General features: G+C 41.3%; 12 protein-coding genes. 4 read left to right on the top strand and 8 right to left on the bottom strand.

The window, feature by feature from the left end:
• Positions 1–132: 132 nt before the first annotated feature.
• A complete protein-coding gene (locus tag BP896_RS08700) occupies positions 133–1,131 on the top strand; it encodes an acryloyl-coenzyme A reductase (RefSeq protein ID WP_291767596.1) in 999 nt (332 codons plus the stop codon).
• Between the two features lie 2 nt (positions 1,132–1,133).
• Here the strand turns inward: BP896_RS08700 and BP896_RS08695 are convergent, their stop codons facing one another.
• The 4 genes from BP896_RS08695 to BP896_RS08680 all read right to left on the bottom strand — a co-directional run bounded on the left by BP896_RS08695 (position 1,134) and on the right by BP896_RS08680 (position 4,357).
• A complete protein-coding gene (locus tag BP896_RS08695) occupies positions 1,134–1,478 on the bottom strand; it encodes a hypothetical protein (protein ID WP_291767595.1) in 345 nt (114 codons plus the stop codon).
• 120 nt (positions 1,479–1,598) lie between these two features.
• Positions 1,599–2,495, bottom strand: coding sequence for a DUF92 domain-containing protein (locus BP896_RS08690; protein ID WP_291767593.1), 897 nt, complete (start codon positions 2,493–2,495; stop codon positions 1,599–1,601).
• The gene (locus BP896_RS08685; RefSeq protein ID WP_291767591.1) at positions 2,492–2,905 is read right to left on the bottom strand and encodes a secondary thiamine-phosphate synthase enzyme YjbQ; all 414 of its coding nucleotides are present in this window, start codon (positions 2,903–2,905) and stop codon (positions 2,492–2,494) included. Before BP896_RS08685 ends, BP896_RS08690 begins: the two co-directional genes overlap by 4 nt.
• Before the next feature lie 171 nt (positions 2,906–3,076).
• The gene (locus BP896_RS08680; protein WP_291767590.1) at positions 3,077–4,357 is read right to left on the bottom strand and encodes a DNA double-strand break repair nuclease NurA; all 1,281 of its coding nucleotides are present in this window, start codon (positions 4,355–4,357) and stop codon (positions 3,077–3,079) included.
• Positions 4,358–4,515: 158 nt separating this feature from the next.
• On the opposite strand from BP896_RS08680, the gene BP896_RS08675 reads away from it, so the two are divergent.
• The 3 genes from BP896_RS08675 to BP896_RS08665 all read left to right on the top strand — a co-directional run bounded on the left by BP896_RS08675 (position 4,516) and on the right by BP896_RS08665 (position 8,969).
• The gene (locus BP896_RS08675; RefSeq protein WP_291767588.1) at positions 4,516–6,402 is read left to right on the top strand and encodes a helicase HerA domain-containing protein; all 1,887 of its coding nucleotides are present in this window, start codon (positions 4,516–4,518) and stop codon (positions 6,400–6,402) included.
• A 402-nt stretch (positions 6,403–6,804) separates the two neighbouring features.
• Positions 6,805–8,037, top strand: coding sequence for an MFS transporter (locus BP896_RS08670; protein WP_291767587.1), 1,233 nt, complete (start codon positions 6,805–6,807; stop codon positions 8,035–8,037).
• A 131-nt stretch (positions 8,038–8,168) separates the two neighbouring features.
• The gene (locus BP896_RS08665) at positions 8,169–8,969 is read left to right on the top strand and encodes a menaquinone biosynthesis family protein (protein WP_291767585.1); all 801 of its coding nucleotides are present in this window, start codon (positions 8,169–8,171) and stop codon (positions 8,967–8,969) included.
• A 15-nt stretch (positions 8,970–8,984) separates the two neighbouring features.
• Here BP896_RS08665 and BP896_RS08660 read toward each other — a convergent pair whose 3' ends face one another.
• From BP896_RS08660 to BP896_RS08645, 4 genes are all read right to left on the bottom strand, one after another.
• The gene (locus BP896_RS08660) at positions 8,985–10,040 is read right to left on the bottom strand and encodes a hypothetical protein (protein ID WP_291767583.1); all 1,056 of its coding nucleotides are present in this window, start codon (positions 10,038–10,040) and stop codon (positions 8,985–8,987) included.
• A 175-nt stretch (positions 10,041–10,215) separates the two neighbouring features.
• Positions 10,216–10,905, bottom strand: a complete 690-nt coding sequence (locus BP896_RS08655) for a helix-turn-helix domain-containing protein (protein WP_291767581.1) — start codon at positions 10,903–10,905, stop codon at positions 10,216–10,218.
• Positions 10,906–11,059: 154 nt separating this feature from the next.
• Positions 11,060–12,151 carry a M24 family metallopeptidase gene (locus BP896_RS08650; protein ID WP_291767579.1) on the bottom strand — a complete coding sequence of 364 codons (1,092 nt, stop codon included), beginning with the start codon at positions 12,149–12,151 and terminating at the stop codon, positions 11,060–11,062.
• Positions 12,152–12,287: 136 nt separating this feature from the next.
• On the bottom strand, positions 12,288–13,568 hold a 1,281-nt coding region (locus BP896_RS08645), incomplete at its 5' end, for an FAD-dependent oxidoreductase (protein ID WP_291767577.1).

Genomic DNA, 13,568 nt, shown 5'->3' with positions numbered 1-13,568 from the left:
AGTTGATAATTAATTTCTAGTTGGATTAATGGCCTCATTCCTCCTGCTTCTTTAGCTGAGGTTAACTATGTTTTAATTATTCTTAGCAGTTGAATTAAATATTTAATAAAGTTGGGTGCTTGGTTAAATGCCGTGAAGTCCATTATAGTTACTGGAAGGGGTAGGTTTGAGGTTGCTGAGTCACCTAGGCCGGATCCAGGGATTGGTGAAGTATTAATTAGGGTTAAGTATGCGGCGTTGTGTTATAGGGATTTACTTCAATTGAGGGGTTATTACCCGAGGATGAGGTATCCTGTGGTACTTGGCCATGAGGCTGTTGGTGTTGTTGAGGAGTCTAGGGATGCTAGGTTTAGGCCTGGTGATAGGGTTGTACCCATTCTCCATAGTGTTGATGGTACATGCGACATGTGCCTTAGGGGTGAGGAGTCTTATTGCAGGAGTAGGCTTAGCTTTGGTGAGGAGGTTGATGGATTCTTCGCAGAGTATGCTAGAGTTACAGGTAACTCACTTGTTAAGGTTCCTGATTGGGTTAGTGATGAGTTAGCTGTTTTAACACCATGCGTATTAGCCATGATTCATAAGGGGCTTAGGAGGATTGGGTTAAGTGTTGGTGAAACCGTGCTAGTGACTGGTGCAGGTGGTGGTGTTGGTGTTCACGCTGTTCAGCTTGCCAAGGCAATGGGAGCTAGGGTAGTAGCTGTAACTAGCCATGAGGATAAGGCTAAGGTTTTAAGCAGATTCGCTGATAGCGTTATAGTTGGTTCAAGATTCAGTGAGGAGGTTAAGAGGAGCCTAGGTGATGGCGTTGATGCTGTAATTGAGGCTGTGGGAACACCTACCATTAATGAATCCCTAAGGAGCCTTAGAACAGGTGGTAGAATACTGCTAGTGGGTAATGTGAACCCTGATGAATCGTATCCATTGAGGTTAGGTTACGTGATACTTAAGGATGTGGCAATAGTTAGCAATATTGCAGCTAATAGAAGTGATGTAGCCTCAGTGTTTAATATGGTTAAGTTAAGTAAGCTGGAGCCTGTGGTGGCTGCCAAGTATCCGCTGCACGATTTTGGGAGGGCCCTTGAGGCTCTTCAATCAGGATCAAGGATAGGTAAGATACTACTGGTGCCTTAACTCTACTCCACTATAGTCATTAGGAGGGTTAGTATTTTTGATGGGTCCTGGCTATCTTTAGCCAGATTCCATAGTGGGCTATCCCTACACACCCTATACCTAATTATACTCCTACTCTGATCCTTCTCCAGTAATCCATGCTTATAGAGCTCCTCCAGTATGTGTTTGATTAGGGTTAATACAACTGGTATAACGTTCTCCTTATTAATGTACTCTAATAGTGTCTTGGGTGTGAAGCTGACGCAGGTCCCCATGGCTCTGCTAATTGACCTGTAGAGGGCTTCACTAACCCACCTTTCAACTTCTCTAAAGTCAGAGGGGTAGTTTGCGCGTTCCTGAGCAGCCATGAATTAACTGGAATCCCCCTATTTAACAAGGTATGATTCACTAAGTATACGTTATCTAGTCCTGAATACTCAGGAGTATGATTCCTGAATATACGCATTAACGTTGATTAAGCTGGTTAATTAACCTAATAAATGGCTGAATGCTAAAGTCACTAGCACTGTAGTAATGGCTACTATTAGGCTGGTTAATAGGTTAACATCCTCATTACTCAATTTAATCCTCGGTTCATAAATTAACCTAGCCCTACCCCCACATGTATGCACCTCCTGTTCAGTAACCATGCCGCACCTATCGCAGTAATACTTGGGTTGAGTTAAAGCACCCAGTAAACTATCTAATACTTCACCAAGGTAACCTAATGCGAAGACCAGTAATACCACTTGAATAGTTGGGTTAACCGTGGTCCAGTTGAATTTAACCCAGTTGGGTGAGTGATTGAAGGCTGCGGCTAAGGCTAGGTAGGTTAAGGCTATTGCTGCTGAACCAGCCAGTGAACTTAATTCACCAAGTAATGTAACCGCACCAGATGTACCTGGAGTCACCTTGGCCTTGGGCATTGTGACTAGGAATGGATTACTCCTTGAAAGTACCCCAATTTCACTGGCCCATGTGTCAGCTGATGTTGCCGCCAGTGACGCCACGTAGGAGATTAGGAATATTTTAGCCACTGCAGCTAAGCCAACTGCATATGTTGCTGCACTCACCATTGCCATTACTGATGGTGTAAAACCCACCGCAGCAACTTGACGCGCACCCCTACCCTCCAGGTCATAGGCCACGCCCAGTTTAATCTTAGGTTCCTTACCTAACCTGGTTACTATTGTTGCGTAGAGGAGGAATAGAATGAATAGTAGGACCGATGGGAGCCCTGATAATGTTACTAGAGTACCCACAAGCACTGATTGAGGCACGGCCCCCCTCCTTATTACCTTAGCCTTAACCGCAATTACGCTTAATGCCACTGAGGCTGATAAACCAATGACTAGGTAAGCTGCCAATACCTCAATATTATTCACTCACCAATCACCTCAACAATAACCCTCCTAATAGCCCTGGGTCCATCAAGTTCCACTAGGAGTATGTTCTGCCAAGTACCCCTTACTAATGAACCATTAATAAGTGGTATTACCTTACCCTGCCCTAGGAAGGCACTTGCTAAATGTGAATTAGCATTATCATCAATTAAATTATGCCTATAATTTCCGCTCCTTGGAAATAATTCAAGGATCTTATCCTCAATATCCTTAAGTAACCCACTCTCATTCTCATTTAATATAACCGCTGCTGTGGCGTGGGGGGCAAATACTATGATGAAGCCATTCCTAATGCCGCTTTCATTAACAACCTCCTCAACATCACTGGTGATGTCAATAACCTCAACCTGCCTCCTTGAAGCGTACTTAAGCTCCTTCACAAATACCTTCATTAAACTATAGCGGTTGCTTGATTATTTTTAAATGCTTCCAGTAGTAATTAGGCCTTAACCGACTTACTCTCCCATCCTGAAGAACTGGGTTCTTTGAATGGTTTATTGTTTTTGCAGTTTACAACCTTCATCCACTCTACCGGCATTTTTCATGGTGCTCATGTTTTAATTCTAAAGTATAGTTAAGCCAAGCCTTCTCGAGAATCTTAAACCAAGCTTATTTTGAAGCATAGCTATGTACTCACTCAGCTGATTAACAGTAAAGTTGGCGTAAACGTGGGCTAGTGTTAATAATCCATTATACCTAATTGGATCAACATAATCACTTATGATTGGCCCAGAAACCTCAATGAGTTCACTGACGTCAACTGGGTTCCTAATCCTAGGCCTCTGCAGGAAGCCGCCACCCCTTATGGGTATTTCAACAAGTATTGGTGAGTCATCCCTTGATACGGCCACGTAGGTTAAGGCTATTTGAGGTAGGTTAATTAACGTTGAGGGGTCTAGGCTTGGCTTAATCCCCCTCATTATTAATGACTCATTAAGCCTCTTCTCTATCAGGGATTCTAAGTCCAATTCAGTTAGGCGGCTTAATCGTGGGCTTAACCCACCGCTTATAATCATTGGCTTCACCATGCCGTGGTTTAAGTTGATTCTGCGTAGTGATGATGTTAATATTATTGAGTCACTAACAGATTGGTTAAGGAGCATACTTATCAATTGGGATTCCTCACTTACGCTGAGGCTTTTCATTAATTTAAAGAAGCGTGCCCTCAGTATCCTTGACCAAGTAACTGAGTAGTAGTTTAACCCATCATTAGCCAAATCCCTAAGCCTAGTATTCTTACTTTCACTTAACCTCCTTAGGATTAAGTACTCCTTATACACCCTGAGGCTATTATCCTTACTAATGAATAATAACCTAACCCCCCTCTTAAATGCTTCATTAATTAATTTAGAGGTGGCGTTAACCAGATTCACGGCTTCAGGTATTGCATATATCTCCCCAATGTTCCTACCCAATAGTATTATGTGCAGCGCCTCAAGTATTTTAGCGAATAATGACCCATCCATGAGGATGAATCTTAAACCACCATACTCATTAATAGCCCTTAAAGCTACCTCAACCTCAAGCATCCCCATTGTCAATATGCCGCCTGGTGATGATTCAGGGAATAGTGAAGCCTTAACAGCCCTAATGGATTCCATACCCATGTTATTAACAGCAATGGCCCTAGCCATACTGAGTGAGTAACCATTACTCAACTTAACCTCCTGTAACCCACCATCAACAGCCACTGCTTTTGTGAAGCCGCCTGAGGCGTTAATCTTAATCCACAGTTTATTTACATCATCATCTAGGCCAATTAAATTATTCTCAATACCCATTACTTCACTGGATATTGAATTAAGCTCCTTAATGAGTAGGTCCATGAATATGTCCGGCATCATCTAATAACATGCACTAGATTATTTCACTGTTCCGTATAGCCTTAAAGTATTAGTGAACTAGTGCTTAATTCTGGTACTTTAGGGAATTAAAGTTAAAGGAAATCCCACACTCTACTTACTAATAATACTTAATAATGCATGCAATGTGAATTACTTGAATGGAACCAGTGGGCTACGTAATTGGCAATAATGGTGTGGATGAATTAACAATGATCGCTAACCCAAGGTATGCTGATGGTGTTAAATTATTTGACTACGTTTACTATGAGCATGGGGGTTCAAAGATTCTGGCTCAAGTAACTGGGATAAACCGTGAGTTATATAGGGTTAGTGACTCCTTAGCGCCAGTGGTCTTTAATGATGGTGTTAAGCCAGTGGAGACTGTTTTAGTTAAACTACTTATAATAGGTAAGAAGGCTGGGGATTTATTGAAGCTACCTGAGGCACCACCACCAGTATCCACTCCTGTTTACAGAGCTGACCCTGAATTGGTTAAATCGTATTTAGGCTTAAGAGGTAGGTTATGCATAGGCTACTTGGCTAGCATGCAGGATGTTAAGGTTTGCCTAAATGAGAAGGCAATTAGTAGGCATATGGCGATAATAGGGGCCACTGGTAATGGTAAGACTTGGCTAAGCGTACTAGTTATTGAGGAGTTACTGAAGTTAGGCGCCACAGTGCTGATCCTGGATCCACATGGTGAGTACGTTAAGGCTAAGGAAACCGTGAGTAAAATGGATGGCGTCGGTTTAACAGTGTTCAAGCTTTCTAAGCAGCATACCGGTGACTTAACCTATAGGGTTGGGTTAATGGTTGCTGACCCTGACCACATAGCCTCAGTGTCGGGTATAGATGATAAGGCAATTAGGATTAGGGAAGCCTTTTCACTGGCTCACCGCTGCGTTAAATTAGCGGCTAAGGCGTACAGTGACCCTAAGCTAGCCACATTAAGGAATATGGAGAGGATCCTGGCTCAAGTAGCCTCAGGCAGGAGAATACAGGTGGGTATGCTGCAGAACCTATTCGGCACCAAGTACCCTACAGGTAACTTAAATGATAATAAGTACTTCAGGAAGCTTACAGTAGTCTTATCTGAACTTAATGACTTAGCCAGCGAATCAGCTGGTAGGCATGCTGCATTAGCGGCTAAGAGGTATGTTAGGAAGCTTAGGAGACTTGGGGTTTACTCACCATTAAGTACACGCTTACTTAAGCTACTTAAGGCTAGGCACGCCTCAATAATTAACCTAGCTGGCTTAGATGACTCAGTTCAAGACCATGTAGCATACAGTATATTAAGTAGGGTTCTTAAGGCTAGGATAAATTACGTGAGGAGGTTACCCGGCCCCAAGTACCCTTACCCAGTGGTTATTATTGTTGAGGAAGCCCACCGCTTCGCCCCAGGTAATGGTAAGAGGACTTTAACGTATAGTGTACTCTCAAGGATAGCCATGGAGGGTAGGAAATTCGGCGTCTTCCTAGTGCTAATAACGCAGAGGCCATCGAAAATTGACCAGGATATATTAAGTCAAGTGCAGAATTACGCATTACTCAGGATAGTGAATCCTAAGGATAGGGAGGCATTACTTGAGGCTGGGGAATTAATGAACAGTAACCTAGATAAGATACTTGCATCACTAAACATTGGTGAATCACTAATAATGGGCCCAATAGTTGGTGGCCAAGTACCAATAATCGTGAAGCTTAGGAATAGGGTACTTGAGTATGGTGGAGGCGACATAAACCTAGATAAGTACTGGGGCGTTAAGAGTGAAGATTATGAGAATGAAGTAGGCAGGATGATGGGCTTAAGGATACCTAAATTAACTATAGAGAGGGCTAAACTACTCCTAGATAAGATAAGTGATGAATCATTAAACGGCTCAGTGATAAGGGGGTATGTTAATGGAGCCAGGGTTGAAGTTGACTTAAAGAATGAAGTATGGAGCTGTAGTAAATGTAGGAATTCAATGAAACCCTGCGAACACGTGGTGGCTTTACTGCTTAAGAAAGCCATGAATGAGGCTGAATTAATGCGCAAGTAACTTTAAATCTAATCAAGGCTCCAATATCCTTAATACGGCCTACACACCTAACACCATCAGGACCCAATGCCCCTAATACAGTAATATCAAGCACACATTCCCCCTCCCCCTACTGAATACTACTGTTACGGTTCCTCCATCTAGCCTCAATGATAATGCCGCCAACTCTCAAGTTCATTAACCTCCACACACTTACTCATGTTGGTTGGATTATGGATCTTAATAATTTATTTAATATTTTAAATCTACCCAATGAATTTATTTAGAGGCTCCTTAGAGGCGGCCAGAGATATGAATGTTTAAGCTAATTAATGAGGCTGAATTAAAAAGGGATGCATGTTTGCTTCGTAATCCTACTTAATTCGGGTTAGTTTTAAAAAACCACTTATACTGCGTCGGTTTATGAGTGATAGAAGTGACTTAGTGTTCATATTATTGTCTAGGGTTCTTAGAAGTATTGCTACAGGTGCCCTTGGTGTTACCACTGGGCTTTACCTATATAATGTACTTCACCTATCAGCCACCTTAATAGGCGTATTCTTTGGTGTTGGCGCCTTCACCACACCTTTAATGAGCCTATACTTCGGTAGGCTTGGCGACTGCTATGGTAGGAAGAAGATACTATTAATAGCATTACTATTCCTACCAGCTGCAACAGCAATGCTACTATTAACCTCCAACTACGCCTTACTCCTCATTGCTGCGGCATTAGGTGGATTCGGAACTGCTGGGGCCCTGGCTAGTGGTAGTGTTGGGGCTGTTGTTGCCCCTATGATGACTGCATTACTAGCTGATAAGACTAATGAGGAGAATAGGACTATGGTGTACTCACTACTTAACCTAGCCTCAGGTCTAGCTGGGGCGGTGGGTGCATTATTGGCTCACTTAAGTTACAGGGAGGGCTTCATGATTGCCTTGGGGCTTTCAACAGCCTCATTCATAGCAATACTGCCTGTTAGGGATAGGTATAGTGAGGGTGTGGTTAGGGGTAAGTGCAGTTCCGTTAATAGTAAGTTAGATGAAAAGGATAGGAAGGTTATTAGGAGGTTCATCATCACCGGTGCCTTTAATGGTATTGGGCAGGGCCTAGTGACGCCATTCCTACCCATAATTTTTGAAATACTCCTCAAGATACCTAAGGGTGAGATAGGGAATATTTTCTTCCTGGGTGGTGTGGCTGCTGCATTAATATCACTGCTAACACCAATTATAACCAGTAGGCTTGGCTTCGTTAAGACTGTGGTTTTAACTAGGTCAATATCCACCGCAGCCCTAATTACACTACCCTTCGTTAACCACTTCTCCCCAGTATTGAGCTATGATGTGGCTATAGCCATGATAGCATACCTAATTTACGTAATGTTTAGGGTAGTATCCCTACCTGCACAGTCAGCCTTAATGATGAGCCTGGTTAGTCAAGGCTCAAGATCAACCACCGCTGGCGCTAATCAAGCAGCTAGATTACTGCCATCAGCAGCTGCAACATTGTCCAGTGGAGCCATGATCGACTACGTAGCCTTACCTACCCCATTCATAGTTACAGTGATCATAAATGGAATCAACATATACTTATACACAAGATTCTTTAAGGATGTTAAGACGAACCGCGGAGTAAGAAGCATAGTAGTTGAATAGCACTTAAGGAAATTTTTACCCGCATTAGTGCATGTTCAATAATCATGTAATTTAAGTATTCATAACCTTCACAAACCCTCTTATCTGCAATGTTAGTAAATGGTTATAAAGCCGTGGTAATAGGTTTGGTTATGGAGTTACTAATAGGTCATAGTCCTGACCCGGATGATGCATACATGTTTTATGCCTTAACTGCAGGTAAAGTTAGCTTCCCCTTTAAGATAAGGGAATTTCTAGTTGACATTGAGACGTTAAATAGGCTTGCATTACACGGTAGGCTTGATGTTACCGCTATAAGCACTCATGCTTTAGCATACGTGGCTGATAAGTACTACGTGCTTAGGGTTGGTGCATCCATGGGGCTTAAGTATGGCCCAGTGGTGGTTGGTAAGGGTAGTGAAGTAAAACTCGTTGCTGTACCTGGAACCTATGCTACAGCAACATTACTCTTTAAGTTAGCAATGCCTAATGTTAAGGCCGTTGAAGTACCCTTCGATAAGATAATGGATGCGGTAATTAGTGGTGCCGTTGATGCAGGGGTGTTAATTCATGAGGGGCAAATAACCTATGATAGGTATGGATTAAGAAGCATCATGGATTTAGGTGAATGGTGGTATGAGCAAACTAAATTACCAACACCTCTGGGTTTAGATGTTGTTAAGGCATCCCTAGGTATGGATAATGCTAGGTTAATTAGGGATGCATTACTTGAGTCCCTGAGGTATGCGATGAGGCATAGGGAGGAGGCGCTTGAGTATGCTATGAAATTCTCAAGGGGACTTAACATGAGTGATACAGGTAGGTTTGTGGATATGTATGTCAATAACTACACTGTGGACATGGGAAATGAGGGGGAAAAGGCGATTAGGACCCTACTGCAGTGGGGTCATGAGGAGGGGCTACTGCCTGAGGTTAACTTCACAATAGTTTAATCGCCCATTATAAGATTAGCGCCTTCTTAATTCCATCACAAGCGCAATGGTGAAGACCAGCATCATTACGGCTAGGATTAGTATTAGGTACTGGTTAGTAATGTTACCCATGGTGCTTCCATGGTACACCACAACTACCTTAACTAATTCCTGGCTCAAGGTAGGGTTCACTAGGGCTACGTAGACTGAACCATTAGTTACGAATATTGTTTCATTAATAACTACGTCGCTTACCACATTACCATTAACATTAATTGTTAAAGCACCGTTGATTAATCCATTAATAATGAAGTATCTTGCCGTTAAACCTGGCATAATTAGGTATAGGGTACTGTTGGGATTAATTACTGTAAAGGTTGGCTTATATAAGGTACCGCATAGGTAAATTCCGTGAACCATTGATGTTAGGAAAATCACGTACTCAACATTAACCCAAGTATTAATTGACTGCGTTGAGTTAAGAGTCATTGTTAATATGAATTGCGGCGTATACTGGTTCATTAACCAATAGAATAAGGCACCATAAGGGAATGCACCATAGTATGGGTATTGGTTAAAGTAATCATATGGATTTCTTAACCAGTACTGATTAGTGAAGAATAAGTTAACGTAGTTACATAACCCACTGAGGCGTTCAGTTAAACCCACTGATGAAGCTACCCCATACCATGTTGAATCATAATTTGGTGCCTCAGCGAAGTAATTAGTCATGTGGAGGAGCGTGTAGTATACTGAGTAGGGTATGTTAGCATTACTATTGAATTCAATGTAGTTAATGCATAGTGGGCCATAGGATACATAACCCCCTAAGTCACTTACATTATTTGTAATGTAAACAATGTATTTTGAACCATTGCACGGCTGCATCATACTTAACCTATTATTAATAACATAATCATTGTACACATATTGAATGAAATAACTTAATTTACCTATGAATTCGCTGCTTGCGTTTACCTCATTATAAATAATGAAATTGGGTGTTGATACGGTAACCTGAGCATTAGCCACACTTCCAGGTAATGCAAGTGAAAGCAATAATCCAAGCAATAGTATGCGTCTACTAGGCATTATTAATAATTATTAACTGTTACTTATAAATATTAGTATATTTTAATGAAAGTGTTCATTAGATATTCTTATATTATTAGAAAAATACTTATGGATCCTATGCGTATTATCTAATTTTAATGCATCTAAATATAAATGAAATATGGTCAATCATATATTATGTGGAATCTAAGAATTAATACTGCTCCCAGTCTAACTTCTCTCTCCTTATTAGGTAATTGAATATTATTTTCCTTATTGCGTTCCTTAGGTGATAATCTACAGTTGCCTTCGATAGCTTTAACTCCTTAGCTACATCATCAAGGCTAGCGCTACGTGGATAATTGAAGAAGCCTAACTCATATGCAGTATTAATTACACTCCTCTCCATTGGTGTTAATTCCGTAATGATCTTAGTAGGTAATTGCCTTGTTCGCTCTTGCTTAAAGGATAGGACGTCGGCCTTTTCCTTAAGCTGGCTCTTTAATTCTGATAATGTCTTGCTTACGGAAGCTTTGATAGGTGGTAGTATTGCTGTGTAATACTCTAAACCATATTTAAAGCTTGAGTAACTTATTATGAACATGTTATTAACGAATATGGATTTAATACTCTTATTATAGTCACCATACATAACAGTATCCGTGTATTCCCTACTTGGAATTACATTAATAACCTTAACTATTGTACTTCCATGGTTCCTAATCCTATTTATTAATTCCTTAACATATGGGCCATACCTTTCATAAATTCTAAATAACTCGAAGTTAATACCCCTTGATTGAACTGGTACATAGTAGGGGTTGTCAATTACCATACCATACTTCTCAGTTAACTCAGTCCAATCCCCATAATGATACAATATAACATGAATTACATTAATCATGCATATTCATTATGTATGCATATTTTTAAATTTTATCCAAATCATATAAACGCTTCATTATATTTACAAATATAAAATTAAAGAATTTAATGATTAATCTCCATAATATATTGTTAAAATTAAGGGAATAAAGAAGGGGGTAACGTAACCAGGTTTAATTAATGTCCGGCCAGTATGAGTCAATAACCTCAACCACGCCATTACTGCCTATTACTATATTGCTTTCAAGCCTTACACCAAACTTACCCTGCAGGTATATGCCTGGTTCTATAGTGAATACTGAACCTCTTGGTAATGCCTTAGCGTAATCACCACTTATGTATGGCTCCTCATGAACCTCAAGTCCAATTCCATGGCCAGTTCTATGTATGAAGTACTCGCCATAACCCCCCTCCTTTATTACATGCCTAGCCACTGAATCAATATATGATCCGGTGACGCCATCCTTAATTGCAGCTATGGCTTCATCATGAGCCCTCTTAACTAGGTTATAAACTTTCATGAATTCACCATTAACATTACCCACAGTAAACGTTCTCGTTAAGTCACCATAATAGTCATTGTACGTTGCAGTTAAGTCAACAACCACAACATCATTATCACTAATACGCCTACTACTGGGTAACCAATGAGGGATTGCTGAATTTGGACCTGACTGAACAAGGATATCCCTTGGTTCGGCACCCGCATCAGAAATAGCATCCCTAATTACCTCAGCAAGCTTAACCTCAGTTACCCCAACCCTTAATGAATCCTCCACAGCCTTAAAACCCTCCTCAATCGCCTTAACAGCAGCCCTAATGCTACTAATCTCATCCTCATCCTTAATAATCCTGAGGCTTACTAATGCATCATCAATTGGTAAATCCTTAAAATCACCTAGTACACTCCTAAGTAACCAAAGATGCCTCAGTGGTGCATTTGACTCGAAACCAACCACAGTAGCCTTCCCACAGCCTGAAGTAACCCTCTCAATAGGAGCTCTAGGCCCCTCCGAGTCAGTGTAGGTTAAGTAACGTAAACCAAGTCCCTTAACCTTCCCCTCATCAAGCTTAGGTATAATTAACGTTGATTCCTCATTATTTAGGCATATTAATAAGGCGCCAAATCTCTCGAAGGTTTCAATACGAGACCCTGTTAAGTACCTAATATTAACTGAGGTGGAGACTACCGCTAATTCAACTCCAAGATTCCTGATACTTTTCATAAAGGCCCTAAGCCTATTAGTGAATTGGCTGACCCCCATGGGTACAGTGCTAAGTACTGTTTAATTAATGTGACTGAAGGCTGTGATTAATTAGGGTATCGCCCAAGTGGACTAGCATTAAATCAACATCAGGGCTGATGCAATGTATCCTCATCTTAAGGGGATGTGGAGAGAGTCATAGTTTATTGAATAATTGGCGTGCTGCTATTATTAATGGATCCCAAACCTGAGTAACCGGTGGAAGATAAGCTAAGTCAGTTAGGAAAAGGTCCTCCACTGTGGCTTTCTTATATATTAATGAGGCTAAGGTATTAACCCTACCAAGTACCTGCCCACCATCATTGCCGATGAATTGCCCACCAATTATTCTACCTGAACCCTTCTCAGCAATTAACTTAATAGTGAGTTCTCCATTACCCGGATAGTACCTAGCCTTCGTTTGAGCCTTTATTACAGCTGAGGCCACCCTTAAGCCATGCCTCACGGCTTCCTTCTCCGTTAAGCCTGTTGATGCTGCATATAGGTTCATGAACCTAGTCATTGATGTACCAGCTACGCCAGGGAACCTTAACCCTAAACCAGCAATATTACTACCAGCGATATAACCCATCTTATTCGCAGTGGTGCCAAATGGGTGCCAGTAAGGTTCACCAGTTACTACATTAATAGTCTCCGCCACATCACCAGCTGCGTAAACGTGATCCTTACTTGTGGCCATATGTTCATTAACCCATACGGCTCCAGTTTCACCAATCCTTAGGTTAAGCATCTTAGCTAACTCCACGTTGGGTGCTACACCTGTGGCTAATACGACTGCATCAACCATGTACCTGCCTGAATCAGTGATTATTACTTGTGAATCACCTTGCTTACTTATTTCAATAAGCCTCTCATTTAACTTAACCTTAACTCCACTTCTAATCAATTCACCAGTAATTAATGCACCTAAATCATTATCCAGCGACCTACTTAATGGGTAACTTGACTTACTCACCATAATAACTTCCTTACCCCTAATCCTCATTGCTTCAGCCACCTCAAGCCCAATGTAACCTGAACCAACAATACCAATCACATTGGCTGCATCAAGTGCCCTCCTAACCTCCATGGCTTTAGATGGGTGGTGAATCGTGAATACTTTATCGCCACTAATAGGTATGTTAGGGATCCTTGGTACCGATCCCGTGGCTAATATTAAGTAATCCCACTCCATGCGATTACCGGCATTAGTTATAACAAATCCATAACCCACCTCAACAGCGCGCTCATTAATCCTTACCTTAATGCCCCTAACATTAATGAAGTAATCAGGTGTATAATGCATGAAGAGTGATTCATCGTTGAAAAGGCCCCCTAGGAAGTAGGGTATACCGCATGGGGCGTGGCTAACCATGTTGGATGACTCAAGAACCACTACGTCGTAATTAGGCCTAATCCTCTTGATTCTCGAAGCAGC

The organism is Caldivirga sp. UBA161 (assembly GCF_002506515.1).
Taxonomy (GTDB): domain Archaea; phylum Thermoproteota; class Thermoprotei; order Thermoproteales; family Thermocladiaceae; genus Caldivirga.
This window is presented reverse-complemented; position numbering and strand designations above follow the sequence as displayed.